Source organism: Phenylobacterium sp. (genome assembly GCF_019636135.1).
Classification (GTDB): domain Bacteria; phylum Pseudomonadota; class Alphaproteobacteria; order Caulobacterales; family Caulobacteraceae; genus Phenylobacterium.
In genome coordinates this window covers 83,316-100,959 of record NZ_JAHBYD010000004.1, presented here as the reverse complement: position 1 = coordinate 100,959, position 17,644 = coordinate 83,316, and the positions used below count along the sequence as shown (strand labels likewise).

Annotated in this window: 17 protein-coding genes; 7 read left to right on the top strand and 10 right to left on the bottom strand. The window is 70.9% G+C overall.

The features are described from left to right. Window position 1 precedes the first annotated feature (1 nt). Together KF737_RS04200 and KF737_RS04195 are read left to right on the top strand one after the other, a co-directional pair. Window positions 2-928 (top strand): hydroxymethylglutaryl-CoA lyase, encoded by a 927-nt coding sequence (locus KF737_RS04200; RefSeq protein WP_296450667.1) that lies wholly within the window; start codon window positions 2-4, stop codon window positions 926-928. A gap of 69 nt (window positions 929-997) precedes the next feature. Further along, on the top strand, window positions 998-1,807 hold the full coding sequence (locus KF737_RS04195) for a DUF5694 domain-containing protein (protein WP_296450666.1): 810 nt from the start codon (window positions 998-1,000) through the stop codon (window positions 1,805-1,807). A gap of 102 nt (window positions 1,808-1,909) precedes the next feature. Here KF737_RS04195 and KF737_RS04190 read toward each other — a convergent pair whose 3' ends face one another. Genes KF737_RS04190 through yidD form a run of 3 tightly spaced genes read right to left on the bottom strand, consistent with a single transcriptional unit; the run spans window position 1,910 to window position 5,094 of the window. Continuing rightward, on the bottom strand, window positions 1,910-2,848 hold the full coding sequence (locus tag KF737_RS04190) for a glycosyltransferase family 2 protein (RefSeq protein ID WP_296450664.1): 939 nt from the start codon (window positions 2,846-2,848) through the stop codon (window positions 1,910-1,912). Window positions 2,849-2,869: 21 nt separating this feature from the next. Further along, window positions 2,870-4,825 carry a threonine--tRNA ligase gene (gene thrS / locus KF737_RS04185; protein ID WP_296450661.1) on the bottom strand — a complete coding sequence of 652 codons (1,956 nt, stop codon included), beginning with the start codon at window positions 4,823-4,825 and terminating at the stop codon, window positions 2,870-2,872. Beyond that, window positions 4,822-5,094: a membrane protein insertion efficiency factor YidD gene (gene yidD / locus KF737_RS04180; RefSeq protein ID WP_296450658.1), complete on the bottom strand. Its 273-nt coding sequence runs from the start codon at window positions 5,092-5,094 to the stop codon at window positions 4,822-4,824. Before yidD ends, thrS begins: the two co-directional genes overlap by 4 nt. A gap of 570 nt (window positions 5,095-5,664) precedes the next feature. On the opposite strand from yidD, the gene KF737_RS04175 reads away from it, so the two are divergent. Beyond that, a complete protein-coding gene (locus KF737_RS04175) occupies window positions 5,665-6,510 on the top strand; it encodes a PEPxxWA-CTERM sorting domain-containing protein (RefSeq protein ID WP_296450656.1) in 846 nt (281 codons plus the stop codon). Here KF737_RS04175 and KF737_RS04170 read toward each other — a convergent pair. Together KF737_RS04170 and KF737_RS04165 are read right to left on the bottom strand one after the other, a co-directional pair. After that, on the bottom strand, window positions 6,399-6,689 hold the full coding sequence (locus KF737_RS04170) for a hypothetical protein (protein ID WP_296450654.1): 291 nt from the start codon (window positions 6,687-6,689) through the stop codon (window positions 6,399-6,401). The two genes, KF737_RS04175 and KF737_RS04170, sit on opposite strands and share 112 nt — an antisense overlap. Continuing rightward, a complete protein-coding gene (locus KF737_RS04165; protein WP_296450651.1) occupies window positions 6,689-7,168 on the bottom strand; it encodes an iron-sulfur cluster assembly scaffold protein in 480 nt (159 codons plus the stop codon). Before KF737_RS04165 ends, KF737_RS04170 begins: the two co-directional genes overlap by 1 nt. 164 nt (window positions 7,169-7,332) lie before the next feature. On the opposite strand from KF737_RS04165, the gene KF737_RS04160 reads away from it, so the two are divergent. Next, on the top strand, window positions 7,333-8,082 hold the full coding sequence (locus tag KF737_RS04160) for a PEPxxWA-CTERM sorting domain-containing protein (RefSeq protein ID WP_296450649.1): 750 nt from the start codon (window positions 7,333-7,335) through the stop codon (window positions 8,080-8,082). Between the two features lie 3 nt (window positions 8,083-8,085). On the opposite strand, the gene KF737_RS04155 is transcribed toward KF737_RS04160, so the two are convergent. From KF737_RS04155 to cysS, 4 genes are all read right to left on the bottom strand, one after another. Then, window positions 8,086-10,314 (bottom strand): arylsulfatase, encoded by a 2,229-nt coding sequence (locus KF737_RS04155; RefSeq protein ID WP_296450647.1) that lies wholly within the window; start codon window positions 10,312-10,314, stop codon window positions 8,086-8,088. 240 nt (window positions 10,315-10,554) lie between these two features. Next, window positions 10,555-11,199 (bottom strand): glutathione S-transferase family protein, encoded by a 645-nt coding sequence (locus tag KF737_RS04150; protein WP_296450646.1) that lies wholly within the window; start codon window positions 11,197-11,199, stop codon window positions 10,555-10,557. Window positions 11,200-11,217: 18 nt separating this feature from the next. Further along, window positions 11,218-11,790, bottom strand: a complete 573-nt coding sequence (locus tag KF737_RS04145; RefSeq protein WP_296450644.1) for an SRPBCC domain-containing protein — start codon at window positions 11,788-11,790, stop codon at window positions 11,218-11,220. Then, the gene (cysS, locus tag KF737_RS04140; RefSeq protein ID WP_296450641.1) at window positions 11,790-13,220 is read right to left on the bottom strand and encodes a cysteine--tRNA ligase; all 1,431 of its coding nucleotides are present in this window, start codon (window positions 13,218-13,220) and stop codon (window positions 11,790-11,792) included. Before cysS ends, KF737_RS04145 begins: the two co-directional genes overlap by 1 nt. Window positions 13,221-13,389: 169 nt before the next feature. Here cysS and folE point away from each other — a divergent pair, with 169 nt between their 5' ends. Both folE and hisI read left to right on the top strand, forming a co-directional pair. Beyond that, window positions 13,390-14,022, top strand: coding sequence for a GTP cyclohydrolase I FolE (gene folE / locus KF737_RS04135; protein WP_296450639.1), 633 nt, complete (start codon window positions 13,390-13,392; stop codon window positions 14,020-14,022). Window positions 14,023-14,307: 285 nt separating this feature from the next. Beyond that, the gene (hisI, locus tag KF737_RS04130) at window positions 14,308-14,697 is read left to right on the top strand and encodes a phosphoribosyl-AMP cyclohydrolase (RefSeq protein WP_296450638.1); all 390 of its coding nucleotides are present in this window, start codon (window positions 14,308-14,310) and stop codon (window positions 14,695-14,697) included. Window positions 14,698-14,908: 211 nt separating this feature from the next. On the opposite strand, the gene KF737_RS04125 is transcribed toward hisI, so the two are convergent. Beyond that, a complete protein-coding gene (locus tag KF737_RS04125) occupies window positions 14,909-16,567 on the bottom strand; it encodes an alkaline phosphatase D family protein (protein ID WP_296450636.1) in 1,659 nt (552 codons plus the stop codon). Between the two features lie 65 nt (window positions 16,568-16,632). Here KF737_RS04125 and KF737_RS04120 point away from each other — a divergent pair, with 65 nt between their 5' ends. After that, window positions 16,633-17,640, top strand: coding sequence for an RluA family pseudouridine synthase (locus KF737_RS04120; protein ID WP_296450634.1), 1,008 nt, complete (start codon window positions 16,633-16,635; stop codon window positions 17,638-17,640). The last annotated feature ends 4 nt before the right edge of the window (window positions 17,641-17,644 follow it).

Here is a 17,644-nt window from a genome sequence, read left to right as displayed (position 1 = left end):
GATGGGCCGGCGGCGGATCGAGATCGTGGAAGTGGGCCCGAGGGACGGCCTGCAGAATGAGAAGACCCTGTTCGAGGTGGGCCAGAAGCTGGAGATGATCGCCCGGCTCGAGGCCGCGGGCGCGCGGCGCATGGAGGTGGTCTCGTTCGTGAACCCCAAGCGGGTGCCGCAGATGGCCGGCGCCGAGGAGATCATGGCCGCCCTGCCGCACAAGGACGGCCGCTCGCGCATCGGGCTGGTGCTCAACATGCGCGGCTGGGAACGCTGCCGGGACGCCGGCTGCGACGAGGCCAATGTGGTGGTCTGCGCCAGCGACGGCTTCGGCATCCGCAACCAGGGCGCCTCGGTGGACGAGCAGGTCACCGCGCTCGCCGACATCATGGGCGTGCGCAAGAAGGAGGACCCGCCGGTCACCATGACCGTGTCGGTGGCCTTCGGCTGCCCGTTCGACGGCGAGGTGCCCGAGGAGCGCGTGGTGGAGATCGTCAAGGCGGCCGCCGACATGCGGGTGGCCGAGATCGCGCTCGCCGACACCATCGGCGTCGCCGACCCCTGGACGGTGCGCCGCCGCGTCGAGGCGGCGAAGAAGGCGGCGGGCCACATCCCGCTGCGCCTGCACTTCCACGACACCCGCAACACCGGCCTCGCCAACGCCTTCGCCGGCGTCGAGGCGGGCGTGGACGTCCTGGACGCCAGCGTCGGCGGCCTGGGCGGCTGTCCGTTCGCGCCGAACGCCACCGGCAACATCGGCACCGAGGACCTCGTCTACATGCTGGAGCGCGCCGGCTACGAGACCGGCTACGACCTCGACCAGTTGATCGGGATCGGCGTCTGGGCCTCGGACCTGCTGGGCAAGCGCGTGGCCTCGTCGGTCGCCAAGGCCGGCGGGTTCCCGAAGCCGCAGCCGGCCGCGTCCTCGGCGGCCTGAGGGCGGTACAGCAAAGCCTGAACAAGACTTAACTGTCGCGGCCGGCGCGGCGCGGCTATCTGCACGGCCATGTCGTCGCCGCTTCCGCTTCTCGCCCGCCTGACCGCGTCCTGCGCCATCGCCGCCACGCCGCTCGCCGCCCGGGCGGCCGCGCCGGCGCCCGTCCAGGTGATGATCGTCGGCGACTTCCACATGGCCAATCCGGGCGCCGACCTGCACAACGCCAGGGTCGACGACGTGCTGGCGCCGGCGCGGCAGGCCGAGATCCAGAAGGTCGCCGACGCGCTGGCGAGGTTCCGGCCGACGGTCGTGGCGGCCGAGTGGCCAGCGCAGACGGTGGCCGAGCGCTGGCCGAAGTTCGTCGACGGCAGCCTGCCGGCCTCGCGCAACGAGGTGGTGCAACTGGGCTTCCGGCTGGCCAAGCAGACCGGCGCGCGGATGATCGGCGTCGACGTCGACGGCGAGTTTCCGTTCGAAGCGGTCGAGGCCTACGCCAAGGCGCACGGGCAGACGGCGGCGCTGGACGCGGCCCAGGCCGACATCGGCGCGATGGTGGCCGAGCAGGACAAGGTGCTGCGCGAGCGGGGCGTCGCGCCGACGCTGCGGTTCCTGAACGATCCGATCCGGGTGGCGCGGGACAACGCCTTCTATCGCGCGATGGCGCGGGTCGGCGGCGGCGACGTGCAGCCGGGCGTCGAGCTGCTGACGGCCTGGTACAGGCGCAACTTCGCGATCTGCGCCAACCTCGTGCAGGCGGCCAGGCCGGGCGACCGCATGGTGGTGTTCTACGGCTCCGGCCACACCTTCCTGCTGCGCCAGTGCGTGGCCGAGACGCCGGGCCTGAAGCTGGTCGAGCCGAACGCGTACCTGCCGCGCTAGAGCATTCGACGGTTCGCTTGGACCGTCGAATGATCAAGACCTTTGCTTTAAGAATAGACCATTCGGCTTCCCGACCTCGGACCTACCTAAGCGCCGAATGGTCTAGCGGCGCGTGCGCCGCAGCAGAGGCCTTGCGACCGCGGCGGCGATGACGAGCGGCGCCAGGGCCCAGGCGGCCCAGCGGCCGAGGGGGCCGGCGCGCTTGGCGAAGTAGCGGGCGAGGCCGACGCCCTTGTGGAACTCGACCTTCAGGCGGCTGGTCTGGCTGGCGCCGCCGATGTGGATCACCTCGGCCTTGGGGTGGAACAGCACCTCGCCGCCCATCTCGCGCACGCGCCAGCAGAGGTCGACGTCCTCGACGTGCAGGAAGTAGCCCTCGTCGAAGCCATCGACGGCCTCGAAGTCCTCGCGCCGCATGCAGAAGCACGCGCCGGAGATGGTCGGCGCGGGCGCGGCCTGCTCGGGCAGCGCCTCGCCCTCCCAATGCACCTCGAACTTCCGCAGCGCCGGCGATCTCGCCAGGCCGCTCATCGAGAGCAGGGCCGAGACGGGCGTGATGTCGCCGCGGCGCGCGCCGCGCTGCTCGGTGCGGTCGGGGTTCAGCACCCGGCCGCCGACGATGCAGGGGACGGCGCGGCCCTCGATCTCGCGGGCGAGGGCGGCGATGCAGCCGGCCTGCAGGAAGGCGTCGGGGTTCAGGAAGACGATCAGGTCGCCCTTGGCCGTCCGCGCGCCGAGGTTGGCGCCCCTGGCGAAGCCCACGTTGCCGTGGCCGGTCCTCAGCACCACGCGGTCGTCGCGTTCGGCCAGCAGGCGCAGCCGCTCGGCCTCCTGCGGCGAGGAGCCGTTGTCGACGATCACGAACTCGTCGACGAGCGGGTCGGCCAGCACGCAGGCGAGGCTCTCCTGGAGCGCCTCGCCCGTCATGTAGACCACCATCACCACCGAGACGCTGCGCCGCGGCCGCAGGGCGTCGCCCCCCTGCACATCAGGGGCCGGCGCTGAATCGACAGCGATCCTGGGCGCGGCGACGCCGTTCATCCAACCTCCACCCGGCCGCGATTACGCCGCGGCCGTCTCCCCAACGCGTCCCCGCCGGCGCGCAATGTCCGGCGGAAGGGCTTCTGTTGCAAGGACGTTACACGCTTCGTCCAGCCCGAGAATCTGCTGGCCGTCGGAGCCGAGGCGCCGAAGCGCCACCCTGCCCTCTTCCGCCTCGCGGCGGCCGACGACGGCGATGATGGGCGTCTTGGCCAGGCTGTGCTCGCGGATCTTGTAGTTGATCTTCTCGTTGCGCAGGTCTGTCTCCACCCTCAGACCGGCCGCGCGGAGCTCGGCGGCGGCCTTCAGGGCGAAGTCGTCGGCGTCGGACGTGATCGTCGCCACCACCACTTGCACCGGCGAGAGCCAGAGCGGGAAGGCGCCCGCAAAGTTCTCGATCACCACGCCGATGAAGCGTTCGAACGAGCCCAGGATCGCGCGGTGCAGCATGACGGGCTTGTGCTTCTGCCCGTCCTCGCCGACGAACTCGGCGCCGAGGCGCTCGGGCAGCACGTAGTCGTTCTGGATCGTGCCGCACGTCCACATGCGGCCGATGGCGTCCTTGAGCTGGAAGTCGAGCTTCGGCGCATAGAAGGCGCCGTCGCCCTCGGCGATCACCGGCTCGACGCCGGCCTTGCGGGCGGCGTCCAGTAGCTGGTTCTCGGCCATGTCCCAGAATTCGTCCGTCCCGGCGCGCGGGTTGGGCCGCGTGCCCAGCGTGATGTGGTCGCGCGTCAGGCCGAAGTCGGCGTGGATCGAAGAGGCCAGCTCGATGAACGAGGCGACCTCGTCGACGATCTGGTCCTCGCGGCAGAAGATGTGGGCGTCGTCCTGCGTGAAGGCGCGCACCCGCATCAGGCCGTGCAGGGCGCCCGACGGCTCGTAGCGGTGGCAGGCGCCGAACTCGGCCATGCGCAGCGGCAGGTCGCGGTAGCTCTTCTGGCCGAAGCTGAAGATCTGGATGTGGCCGGGGCAGTTCATCGGCTTCAGGGCCAGTTCCTCGCCCTCCACCGTCTCGCAGACGAACATGTTGGGCCGGTAGTTCTCCCAGTGGCCCGACTTCTCCCAGAAGACGCGGTCCAGCACCTGGGGCGTGCGGACCTCGACATAGCCGGCGGCTTCGAGGCGGCGGCGCATGTAGGCCTCGATCGTGCGCCAGAGCGTCAGGCCCTTCTCGTGCCAGAAGACCATGCCGCGGCCTTCTTCCTGCATGTGGAAGAGGTCCATCTGGCGGCCGATCTTGCGGTGGTCGCGCTTCTCGGCCTCTTCGACCCGCCTGATGTAGGCCTCCAGGTCGGCCTCGTTCGCCCAGGCCGTGCCGTAGATGCGCTGGAGCATCGGGTTGTTGCTGTCGCCGCGCCAGTAGGCGCCGGCCAGCTTCGTCAGCTTGAACGCCTTGCCCGCCGCCTTCGTGCTGGGCAGGTGCGGGCCGCGGCAGAGGTCCTTCCAGGCGCCCTGGCGATAGACGCTGACCGCCTCGCCGGCCGGGATGCCGCCGATGATCTCGGCCTTGTAGTGCTCGCCGATGGACTTGAAGTGGGCGATGGCCTCGTCGCGGTCCCAGACCTCGCGCACGATCGGCTCGTCGCGGTCGACGATCTCCTTCATGCGCGCCTCGATCTTCGCCAGGTCGTCCAGGCTGAACGGCTCGTCGCGGGCGAAGTCGTAGTAGAAGCCGTCCTCGATGGCCGGGCCGATCGTGACCTGCGTGCCGGGGAACAGTTCCTGCACCGCCTCGGCCAGGATGTGGCTGACGTCGTGGCGGATCGTCTCCAGCGCGCCGGGGGCGTTGCGGTCGAGGATCTCGAACTTGCCGCCCTTCTCGAGCGGGCGGTCGACGTCCAGCAGTTCGCCGTCCAGCTTGATGAGCACGGCCCGCTTGGCCAGCGAGGGGGCGATGCTCGCTGCAACTTGCTTGCCCGTGACCCCGGCCTCGTACTCGCGTTTCGAGCCGTCGGGGAAAATCAGGTCGATCATGGTTCTTCACACTTCCAGTCGCGCGTCCGGCGCTCGGCCTTGGGACGCGGAGGCGGCGGCGGGTCCCAGCCCGCGCCGCCCCAGGGATGGCATCTGCACAGCCTGCGCACGGTGAGGACCGTACCTCGCACAGGGCCGTGGCCGATCAGGGCCTGGGCGGCGTACTCCGAGCAGGTCGGAGCGAACCGGCACGACGGCCCGATCAGCGGCGACAGCGTCAGCTTGTAGGCCCGAAGGAGCCCACGGACGCATCTCTCGTAGAAGCTCATACCGGCTGCGGTCTTGCGATTGCAGGCCCGGGCTTACGCCCAGAACCCCGAGAGGTTCAAGCCGCGCCGGCGGTAGTAGTTCGCGTTCCCGTCAGGCGGGGGCCAGCCGTCACCGCCGGACGGTGCGTCCGGGCGAAGAAGGCGGCGATGTCCGTCAGGCGGCGCATGCGGAACCTCTGGGCGAAGGCCGCAGGCAATATCACAGGCCGGCGGTCAACGGAACCTTTCGGGCGGGCAGGCCGCACCGCAGGCGCCGTCGGATTCAACCAAGACCCCACACGAAGGCCCGCGAACGCGCCGCAGGCGCAGTCATTTTGGAACCGCGGAATACGCGGAAGGACGCGGAAAGGGATCCCGGACGACCGCGCCGCACAGGCTCCTTCCGCGTATTCCGCGTATTCCGCGGTTTCTCGAATCTCGAGGGCGCTTCGCGCCGGGCGAGCGGCGTTCCTCTCGCGCGTCGGCGGCCCCATGAGGACGAGCCCCCTTTCGGGGGAGGCGGTGGGGTCCCGCGAGAGCCCATGAACGCCAGCCGCCGTCCACCGCGTCGGTCTTTTCATGGGGTATCGTATGCGTTCGCTTCTTCTCGCCGCCGCCCTGGCGGTCACCGCCGCGCCCGCCGGCGCCGCCGAACTTCTCACCAACGGGGACTTCTCGGCCGGAGCCACGGGCTTCAACTCGACCTATGCCTACGGCGGCGCGGGCTCGACGTTCCAGGGCAACTACTGGGTGGTCTCCAACCCGGCCACGGTGTGCGCGGCCTGCTTTCCGGCCATCGGCGACCACACCAGCGGCCAGGGCAACATGATGGTGGTCGACGGCGCCGGCTCGGGGGACTTCTTCTGGGAAGTGGTGGTCTCGGTCGTGCCGTACACCCACTATGACCTGTCGCTGTGGGCGACGTCTCTGGGCAATATGGGATCGACGCCCAACGTGACGATCCAGATCAACGGCCAGCAGCTCGCCGCCGTCGTCCTGCCGAACACCACGGGGGTGACGTCCACCACCTGGAACCCGATCAGCACCGGTTGGTTCGCCGGCGCGGCGACCCAGGCGACGATCCGCCTGATCGACACCAACAACGTCTACGCCTTCAACGACCTGGCGATCGACGACATCAGCTTCCGCGGCGAAGCGGTGACGCCGCCCGGCGGCGGGATTCCCGAGCCGTCGGCCTGGGCGCTGATGATCCTGGGCTTCGGCGCGAGCGGCGCGGCCCTGCGCCGTCGTCGCGGGGGACGGCGCCGGCGGCGGGTTGAGCGCAACTGTCTCTCCGCCGGCGCGCCGCGGCGGAGAGACAGGCGTCATCCCTTCGGCAGTTCGCGGATCTCGACGGTCCCGCCGGCTTCGAAGACGGGGTTGCCGGGCAGGAGCTTGCGGGCCTCGGCGAGGTTGTCGGCGGTGACGCGGACGTAGCCCATGATGTGGGCCGTGAGTTCGGGGGCGTCGCCGGTCTTCCTGGCGCAGCAGCCCTCGCCGATGGCGCTGCCGCCCTGGAACACGCCGCCCTCGCGCAGGCGGGTGAGGTAGGGGTCCCAGTCGAGGCGGGAGCCGCCCGAGGCGTCGTCGTGATGCAGGAAGATGAAGTCGGCCATTACGCTCCTCGCCCCTCGTTCGCTCGCGCCACGGCCCCTTGCGACACGGCCCTTTGCAATACGGCGGCCCGGACCGCTTCCGCCGCGGCCTCGAACGCGAGCAGCGTCGAGGCGTGACGGGCCGGATAGTCCCTCACCGCGGCCAGCAACGCCAGATCGGCGAAGCGGCCGCCGGGCGGCGGGCCACCCGCCTTCAGCATCGCGCGAAAGGCGTCCCGGGTTCCCTCGATCTCGCCGAGCGTAGCGCCCACGACGTGGGCGCCGAGCACCGAGGCGGCGGCCTGGCCCAGAGCGCAGACCTTCACGTCCTGGGCGAAGTCGGCGACCCGGTCGCCCTCGACCTTCACGTCGACAATCACCCGGCTGCCGCACAGCTTCGACACCTTCTCCGAGGAGGCGTGCGCGTCGGGCAGGCGCCCCAGCCGGGGCGTCTCGGCCGCGAGGCGGAGCACCTTGGCGGAGTAGATGTCGTCGATCATGGGGCTTAGGTCGGGGTTCCCGCGGCGGGAGTCAAACGCGCGCGCCCGTTCGCGTTGGCGAGACCCCAAAAAGGGGGACGCCGCGCCGGCGAGCGAAGCCTACGGCCAAGGCTGGCGGGTTTCCGGGGGCTTTGGTTCGCTCCGCCGCCACAGGGACCATGCGCGTGAAACATCACCTTCTGACCGCGGCGGCCGCGGCCGTGCTCGCCGCCGGCATGGCGACGGGCGCCGCCGCCGAGATCGTGCCGATCCACAGCTACCATCTGGACGGCTCGCTCGCCGACTCGTACGGCGGCCCGTCGCTGACCTCGTACGGCGGCGAACTGGGCGCAAACGGCTACGCGTTCGACTACCACGAGGGGCTGGGCCTCGCGACGTCGGCCTTCGCCGATCCGGCGGTCTATTCGGTGGAGCTCTACTTCCAGTTCGACGCGGTGAACAGCGCCTACGGACGCATCCTCAACTCCAGCGGCAACGACGACGGCCTCTACGTCCACTCGGGCAACGTCTCGTACTACAGCGATCACGCCGCCTACGACGGGACGGCGTTCAGCCTGGGGACGATGCACCACCTGGTGTTCGCCCGGAGCAACACCAGCATGCAGATCTACGTCGACGGCGCGCTGGCGCGGAACCTGAACGGCGACCCGGCCAGTTCGAAGATCCTGAACCCGCTGCTGTTCTTCATCGACGAGGGCTCGGAGGACGGCCGCGGCTACGTGGACTTCATCCAGACGTTCGACACGGCGCTGAGCGCCGCCGACGTGGCGACCCTCTACAACAACGGCCGGCCCTCGCCGGCGGGTCCCTCGGTGTCGGACAGCGTGCCCGAGCCGGCGGAGTGGGCGCTGATGCTGGCCGGCTTCGGCCTCGCCGGCGCGGGCCTGCGCCGGCGGACGGCGCGCGCCGCCTGACGGCTACTGCCGCGCCATCTCGGCCTCAGCCACGGCGTCTCCGTCGAGCGCCTGGTCGGTGTCGAGGGTGACGGTGACCTTCTTCAGCTCGCCGGTGAAGGCGAAGGGCGCGGGGTAGTCGGCGACGGGGCTGCCGCGGCCGACGCCGACGTCGAGGCCGGACCAGGAGACGAAGGTGACGAAGCCGATGGCAGCCGTGACCTCGCCGGCCGGCTCGCCGTCGACGAGGAGGGTGAAGGTGCGCGGGCCCTCGTCGCTGCGCACCGATGCGACGCCGAGGCGGGTGGCCGTGGGCGGCAGCGGGTCGGAACTGACGGTGACCTTCTCGCCGCCGATGTTCAGCGTGTGGTGCAGGCGGCCGTCCTTCACGTAGAGGGCGTAGCCGCTCGTGGCGTCGCCGTGGGCGAGGAGCACGCCCTCGCAGCCGGGGGTCAGCGCGACATCGGCCTCGATGCGGTAGCTGCGGGCGCGGACGTCGGGGGCGACGTCGGTGGGCAGGTGGCCCATGCCCTTGTGCAGCACGAAGCGGCGCCGCGCGCCGTGGAAGCGGGTGGCGTTCTCGACGAACCGCGGGGCGAACCGGTCGTCCAGCGGCAGGACGTTGTGCGCCTGCGCCTGGCGCCACCACTCCTCGACCAGGGCCTTCAGGCGTTCGGGCTCGGCGGCGGCGAGGTCGTCGCTCTCGGAGAAGTCGGCGTCGAGGTGGAAGAGCTCCCAGACGTCGTTGTCGAAGGGCGAGCCGGGCGGATGGAAGGCGACGGCCTTCCAGCCATCCCGCCAGAGGCCGCGGTGGCCGAACATCTCGAAGTACTGCGGCGCCTTGCGCGGCGGGGCGGCGGCGTCGTGCAGGCTGGCGGCGAAGCTCTCGCCCTCCAGCGGCATCTGCTCGACGCCCTGCACCTCGGCGGGCGGGCTGATGCCGACGAGGTCGAGCAGGGTCGGGACGAGGTCGCTGGCGTGGGCGAAGTGCGGGCGGATCTCGCCGCGCGCCGCGACGCCCTTCGGCCAGGAGATCACCAGCGGGTCGCGGATGCCGCCGCCGTGGGTGTTCTGCTTGTAGCGGCGCAGCGGCGTGTTGGACGCCATCGCCCATCCCTGCGGGAAGTTGGAGTGGGTGTCGGGGCCGCCGATGTCGTCGATGCGGGCGATCTTCTCGGCCATCGGCTCGCCGCGGAAGTTGAACGGGCCCATGGCGTTGACGAAGCCGAGGGGGCCGCCCTCCTGCGAGGCGCCGTTGTCGGACATGACGACGATGAGGGTGTCGTCGCGCAGGCCGGCGCCTTCGAGGAAGGAGACCAGGCGGCCGATGTGCTGGTCGGTGTGCTCCAGCATGGCGGCGAAGGCCGACTGCAGGCGGGTCATCAGCCGGCGCTCGTCCTCGGGATAGCTGTCCCAGGGCCGGACGCCGTCGTTGCGGGGCGGCAGCTTCGTGTCCGGCGGGACCAGGCCCATGGCCTTCTGGCGGGCGAGGCGCTCCTCGCGCTCGACGTCCCAGCCGCGCTCGAAGACGGCGTCGTAGCTCTTGATCAGGTCGGCGGGGGCCTGGTGCGGCGCGTGGCAGGCGCCCGGCGCGAACCAGCAGAGCCAGGGCTTGTCGGGCGCGTCGGCGGTGTGGTCGGCGATGTAGCGGATGGCCTCGTCGGTGAGGTCGGCGGTCAGGTGGTAGCCGGTCTCGTAGGTCCCGGGCGGGGCGATCGGCGTGTTGTCGCGCACGAGCTCGGGCGCGTACTGGTCGGTCTCGGCGTCCATGAAGCCGTAGTAGCGGTCGAAGCCGCGGCCGAGCGGCCAGCCGTCGAACGGGCCGGTGGGGCCGGTCTCGGTGAGCCGCGTCACGTGCCACTTGCCCAGCATGTAGTTCCGGTAGCCGTGCGGGCGCAGCATCTCGGGCAGGGTCGCGGCCTCGCGGGCCAGCTTGCCGCGGTAGCCGGGGAAGCCGCAGTCGAAGTTGGCGAGGCACCCCATGCCGACCGAGTGGTGGTTGCGCCCGGTCAGCAGGGCCGCCCGCGTGGTCGAGCACATGGCCGTCGTGTGGAAGCCCGCATAGCGCAGGCCCTCGGCGGCGAGGCGGTCGATGTTGGGCGTGCGGATCGGCGAGCCGTAGCAGCCGAAGTCGGAGAACCCGACGTCGTCGAAGAGGATGACCAGGATGTTCGGCGCGCCCTTGGGCGGCTTGGACGCCTCGGGCCAGTAGGGCTCGGACTCCGCCACCGTCCGCCCGATCTTCTGCGCCATGCCCCGCCCTTTCCTCGTTGAGGACTACATGGCGCAGTGGGCGTATGGGGCCAAGCATCCAACTCCCCAACTTGTGTCATCCCGGTTTCGCCGCAGGCGAAGACCGGGACCCAACCGTCGGGCGCGTCGATGGCAGGAGGGCGGCCCGGACGGTCGGGGCCAGATCGCCGGCTCAGAGCACCGGACGGTTGGGTCCCGGTCTTGGGCTGCGCCCAAACCGGGATGACAATCGTGGGTGAGTTACGCCCGCGCGGCGTCGGCGGCGGCGAAGTGGGCGAGCTGGTCCGCGTGGGCCTTCTGGAAGGCCGGGCGGGCCGTGGCGCGGTCGACGTAGGCCTTGCAGGCGGGGTGGGCCTTGAGCCCGTCGAACTTGTCGACCACGCGCAGCACGTCGGCCATCAGGATGTCGGCGACGCCGAACTGGCCGGCGACCAGCCACTCGCGTTCGGCCAGCACCGGCTCCATGCGGTCGAGGCGCAGCTTCACGAAGTTGTCGAACTGCTCGCGGGCGGGGCCGCTGTCGACGCCCCAGAAGTGGAACAGCACCCAGGGCTGGGTGGCCATCTCGACGGAGTTCAGCGCCGCGAACACCCACTCGGTCGCCTCGGGCCGGGCGCCCTTCGGCATCAGCGCCTCGCTCTTCTCCGCGAGATAAAGGAGCACCGCGCCGCTCTCGAAGACCGAGACGTCGCCGTCGGTGAGCCAGGGGACCTGCGCGAAGGGCTGGTGGGCGATGTGCTCGGCCGGGCGGTCCTCGAAGGGCGTGCTTTCGACGCGGTAGGGCAGCCCGGCTTCCTCCAGCGCCCAGCGGACCCGCAGGTCGCGCACCAGCCCGCGCGGCGGCTCGGGGACCCAATCGTAGGTGACGAGGACGAGTTGGGTCATGGGCTCACTCCGTGCCGGCTACCCCCGACGCTTGGCCCATTCGGCTTCGGCGCGGTCCTTCAGGGCCGCGTTCATGGCCTGGAAGCCCTGGCGGACGGAGCGGCCGACGCGCTTGCCGAGGGAGGGGCCCATGAGGCCGCCGAAGATCTCGCCGTTGTCGACGATGCAGCCGGTCTCGGAGAGCGGGCTGATCTCGATGTAGCGCAGCGTCCGGATGAGGCCGCCCATGAACGTAAGCCGCCAGTGCAGTTGCTCGTTCGGCACCCAGTCGAGCACCCTGGGCCTGATCTCCTGCGCCGGCTGGCCGGGCAGTTCGAGGGTCAGGGTCAGGGTGTCGCCGATGCGGACCTGGCCGGCGGCCCGGGTATAGGTCGGGTTCCACTCATGCCAGCGGCCGATGTCGTGGACGATCCCCCAGATCAGCTCGGCCGGCGCCTGGATGCCGACGCGGTCCTCGATGCGCACGCCGCCCGGCGGCTTGGGCGGCGGGGGCTTGCCCTCGGTCTTCAGCGACATCGTCTTCGGGCCCAGGCCGCCGGCCTTCCGCCCAAAGGGGCCGGCCATCAGGTCGGGGCCGGACTTCATGGGCATCAGGCCTGCTCCCTGATCCGCCAGGTGGCGCCGGACGGCCCGTCCATCACCTCCACGTTGAGGGCGGCGAGTTCGTCGCGGATGCGGTCGGCCTGTGGCCAGTCCTTGGCGGCGCGCGCGTCGGCCCGGGCGGCGATCAGGCCCTCGACCCTGGACTTCAGGTCGTCGTCGGCGCCGGACTGGAACCAGCCCTGCGGGTCGGCGGCCAGGAAGCCCATCAGGTTCCCCGCGTCGAGCAGCAGGTCGCGGCCGCCGGCCACGGCGAGGGCGTCCTTGGCCATGATCGCGGCGCGGACCTTGTCGGCGAGCCGGAAGAGCGCGGCGAAGGCCTCGGGCGTGTTGAGGTCGTCGGCGAGCGCCTTCAGGATGTCGGCGTGCTCGGCCGCGCCGGCGGGGCTCTGGGCGCCGTCGGGCACGACCTTGCCGGCCAGGAACCGGCCCGAGTCGTCCAGCACGCGGTAGAGCCTGTCGAGATTGGCCTTGGCCTGCTCGATGAGGGTGTCGGTCCACTCCAGCGGCTGGCGATAGTGCCCGAGAAGCAGCGCCCAGCGGATCGCCTCGCCGGGGTAGAGCTCGAGCAGGTCGTGGGCCAGGGCGACGTTGCCCAGGCTCTTGCTCATCTTCTCCTGCGCCATGTTGAGGAAGCCGTTGTGCATCCAGACGCCAGCGTACTCGCGGCCGCCGTGGCCCGAGCAGACGCCCTGGGCCAGCTCGTTCTCATGGTGCGGGAACTTGAGGTCCTCGCCGCCGCCATGGATGTCGATGGGCAGGCCCAGCGCCTCGTGGATCATGGCCGTGCATTCGATGTGCCAGCCGGGGCGGCCGTCGCCCCAGGGGCTGGGCCACGCCGGCTCGCCCGGCTTCGACGGCTTCCAGAGCACGAAGTCGGCGGGGTGGCGCTTGTAGGGCGCCACGTCGATGCGGGCGCCGGCGATCATCTCGTCCATCGGGTGGCCCGAGAGCTTGCCGTAGTCGGCGAAGGCCTGGGTGTCGAACAGCACGTGACCCTCGGCCTCGTAGGCGCCGTTGTTGCGGATCAGGTCGCCGATCATGCCGGTGATGGCGTCCATGGTCTCCGTCACGCGCGGCTGGAACGTGGGGCGCAGCGCCCCCAGCGCCGCGGCGTCGGCGTTGTAGGCGTCGAGGTAGCGGTCGCTGATCGTCCTGATCGGCACGCCCTCCTCGGCGGCCTTCCGGTTGATCTTGTCGTCCACGTCGGTGACGTTCGCCGCATAGAGGACGTGATCCGCGCCGTAGTGGCGGCGCAGGACGCGGAAGAGCAGGTCGAAGACCACCACCGGCCGGAAGTTGCCGATATGGGCGTAGTTGTAGACCGTGGGCCCACAGACGTAGAGCGTCACCCGCGACGGATCCTTCGGGGCGAACGGCGCCTTGCGGCGGCTCATGGTGTCGTAGAGGCTGAGGGTCATTGCTCTTGAAGGTAACGCTGCGTGACGGTTGCCCGAATGGGCGTTGGCCCCATATAGAGAACCTCCGGACCCGAGGCCAATCGCGCCCGTCCGCAAAGTGAATGGGTGGCACGCGTCATTTCCGGGACCATCGTCCCGGCGCAACTCAGCCCTGGGAAGAACCATCAACATGGATGCCCCTGCACGAGACCGAACCCTCATCGGGTCCGAGGACGGAACGCTTGAACCCTTCAAGCGCCCGACCCGCGAGGAGGCCATGGAGGCCGTCCGCACGCTGATCGCCTGGGCCGGCGACGACCCGCGCCGCGAGGGCGTGATCGATACGCCGAAGCGCGTGGTCGACGCCTACGGCGAATGGTTCGAGGGCTACAACCTCGACCCGTCCAAGGAACTCAGCCGGACGTTCGAGGACGTGCAGGGCTACGACGACATCGTCATGCTCCGCGAGATCGAGGTGGAGAGCCACTGCGAGCACCACATGGCCCCGTTCCTGGGCAAGGCGTTCGTGGCCTACATGCCGACCAACCGCGTCGTGGGCCTCTCCAAGCTGGCCAAGGTGGTCGAGATCTTCGCGCGTCGTCTCCAGACCCAGGAGACCATGACCCAGCAGATCGCCGACGCCATCACCGACAGCCTGCGCCCGGCGGGCGTGGCCGTGCTGATCGACGCCGCCCACCAGTGCATGACCACCCGCGGCGTCCACCACCGCCACGTGAGCACGATCACCACCCAGTTCACCGGCGTCTTCAAGACCGACCCGACGCTCCGCCAGCGCTTCCTGGACTTCGTGAACCGGAAGTGACGCCCCAGGCGTCATCCCGGACGGCCGCAAGGCCGATCCGGGATCCAGCCGCCACCCCTTGATCGTCATCCCGCGACTTGTTCGCGGGACCCATCGTGCGCGGTCGTCGGCGGAAAGTCGCGGCGGCGACGCCGCAGGTCAGTCGGCTGGCTCGGTGTTCATGGGTCCCGCGGACAAGCCGCGGGATGACGTTCCTGGTGGGAAGCTGGGCGGCGCCGGAGGCAGCCCTCTCCCTCGGATCGGAACGATGGTACAGGGGCCGAGAACCGGCAAGGACCCGACCAGATGACCTTCCCGACCGCGCCCTCGAAGGACGCCCTCGAGCAGGGCGAGACGCTCAGCCCCCGTTTCGACGCCGCCGGCCTGATCGCGGCGATCGCGACCCATGCCGACACCGGCGAGGTGCTGATGCTGGCCTGGATGAACGCCGAGGCGCTGGAAAGAACCCTCGCGACCGGCGAGGCGCACTACTGGAGCCGCTCGCGCGGCGAGCTCTGGCACAAGGGCGCGACCAGCGGGCAGGTGCAGGTGGTCGACGAGCTGCGCGTCGACTGCGACCAGGACGCGGTGTGGCTGAAGGTGCGGCCGCAGGGCGACGGCGGGGCCTGCCACACCGGCGCGCGCTCGTGCTTCTACCGCGTGGTGGAGGCGGACGGCCGGCTGGTGCGGCGATGACGGCGGCGCAGGCGCTGCTGGCGTTCTCCGTCGCGGCGGCGCTGGAGCGACGCTGAGGCCCGAGCCGTCGCAGCGCCCCCTCCACCACTTCGTGGTCCCCCTCCCCCGCTTCGCAGGGGAGATTCGCGAGGTCGATCGCTCCAAGTACCTCCCCCATTCATGGGGGAGGGGGACCACGAAGTGGTGGAGGGGGCGCTGCCGCCGCGGGGCGCTAGACTTCCTTCAGCGCCGAGACGCCCTTGCCGTCGGGGTAGGCCTCGAAGGTCTTGAGCACGCTCGTGGTGAAGGTCTTCGAGTGGATGGTGGAGACCGCCATCAGTTCGGCCTTCAGCCGGTCGTGGCCGAGGGTGAGCAGGACGAAGCCCTTCGCCTTCTGGTCGTTGAAGACCACCTCGCGGCTCGCCTCCGTGAAGGCCGGGCCGACGTCGAAGCCGGTCAGGATGTCGCCGGCGCCGGGGCTGGTGACGCCCGTCGTCCCGAACTCGACCGCCACGCGCCGGCCCTGGGCGTCGGAGAGTTCGTTGGCCCAGAAGGCGTGGCTGTCGCCGGTCACCACCACCGGCCGGGCGCCGGCCTTGCGCACGATCTCGTAGACCCGCTCCCGGTCCGCCGGGTAGCCGTCCCACATGTCGAGCCCCCAGGGCAGGCCCGCCTTGGCCAGTGGCGACCAGGCCATGACGCGCTTGCGGCCTGCCTCGCCCAGGCTGTCGAGGGCGCCGGGCGGGAAGGTCTCCGGATCCGGCATCGTCAGCCGGCCCATGACCACGCCCGAGCCGACCACCTGCCAGGCATGCCCCGCGGCGGCGGAGCCGGCGAGCTGTTCGCCCAGCCAGGCCTCCTGCCCGGGGCTCATCATCCGGCGCGCCGGATCGGCCAGCTTCGACCGGAAGGCGGCGATGTCGGGCTTGCCGTCCACCAGGGTCACGTCCGCGTCGTAGTCGAGCTGCTTGCCGCGCGCGGTCAGCCGCGTCTCCAGCATGACGATCTGGGCGAGATCCCCGATCCGGAAGCTGCGCTCGGAGGCCTCGGCGAGCGTCTGGCCGTCCGCCGGCTCGCGGATCGGCATCCATTCGTAATAGGCCTTGAGGGCGGCGGCCTTGCGCGCATCCCAGTCGCCTTCGCCCTTCTCCGGATTGTGGTTCTGGCCGCCGGTGGAATAGCTGTCGTTGCAGGTCTCGTGATCGTCCCACGCGACGATCCAGGGCGCCCTGGCGTGGGCCGCCTGCAGGCTGGGATCGGTCTTGTACTGCGCGTGGCGGCGGCGGTAGTCCGCGAGCGTCAGGATCTCGTGCGGCGGGTCGTGCGGCCGCACCTTGGCGACCGGGCTGTCCATGCCGTAGCTGCCCTCGCCGCCGTACTCGTAGATGTAGTCGCCCAGCGCCAGGACCAGGTCGACGCGCGGTAGGTCGGCGATGGCCTGGTAGGCGTTGAAGTAGCCGTTCGGAAAGAGCGCGCAGGAGGTGGTGGCGATCACCGCGTCCCTGGTGGGCCCCTGCGGCAGCGTCCGCGTGAGGCCCGTCGGCGAGGTCACGCCCTCGGCTGTGAAGGCGAAGGTGTAGGCGCGGCCGGCGTCGAGGCCGCCCACGTCGACCTTCACCGTGAAGTCGCGGTCGGGACCGGTGACGCCGGCGCCCTTCTTCGCGCCGCCCGCGCGCCGGTCGACCGGGTTCAGCGCCCAGGTGTAGGCGATCTGCGCATGGGGGCTCTCGGGCGTGATCCGGGTCCAGAGCACCACGCGGGTCTGGGTCGGGTCGCCGGAGGCGACGCCGTGCTGGAAGGTGACGCCCAGAGGCTTCGCCGTCTGCGCGGCGGCCGGTGTCGCCGCGCCCAGGCCCAGCAAGGCGAGCGCCTCGCGCCGATCGATCCGCATCGGAAGTCTCCCCCTCGTCGCCTGGCTGTATTAGGCGTCAGCCTATCACAGGAGCATGACGGCCGATGGCCCCCGAAGGCGAGCCCGAAAACGACGACGCGGAGGACGATGTCCACGGCCTGCGGATCGTCGCCGTGGGGCCGGGCGAGGCGGGCGCGCGGCTGGACAAGACGCTGGCGGGGCTGCTGCCCGAATTCTCGCGGGCGCGGCTGCAGGCGCTGATCGCCGAAGGGCGCGTGAGCCGCGACGGCGCGGTCGTCACCGACGGCTCGGCCAAGGCTGTGGCGGGCGACTACCGGATCGAGGTGCCGGCGCCGCTGGCCGCCGAGCCGCAGGCCGAGGCGATCCCGATCGTCGTGCTCCACGAGGACGCGCACCTGATCGTCATCGACAAGCCGGCGGGGATCGCCATGCATCCCGCGCCGGGCAGCGAGAGCGGGACGCTGGTCAACGCGCTCCTGCATCACTGCGGCGACACCCTGTCGGGCATCGGCGGCGTGGCGCGGCCGGGGATCGTGCATCGGATCGACAAGGACACCTCCGGCGTCGTGGTCGTGGCCAAGACCGACGCGGCGCACCAGGGGCTCTCGGCGCTGTTCGCCGAGCACGACATCGAGCGGGTCTACGTGGCGCTGGTGCGCGGCTCGCTGCTGCCGCCGCGCGGGACGATCGAGGCCCCCATCGCCCGCTCCACGAGCGACCGGAAGAAGATGGCGGTCGCCAAGTCCGGCGGCCGCCATGCCGTGACCCACTACGCGGTCGAGAAGATCTACGGGCCCGTGGAGAAGCCGCTGGCGGCGCGCGTGGCCTGCCGGCTGGAGACCGGCCGCACGCACCAGATCCGCGTCCACCTGGCCAGCCGCGGCGCGCCCTGCCTGGGCGATCCGGTCTACGGCTCGGGCGGGCCGTCGAACGCGGTGAAGGAGGCCATCGCGGCTGCACGGCTTTCGCGGCAGGCCCTGCACGCCGCCGTGCTGGGCTTCGTCCACCCGATCACCGGCGAGACGATCCGTTGCGAAAGCCCGCTCCCCCCCGACATGGCCGCGCTGGAAGCGGAACTCTCGCGGCTCTAGGAGC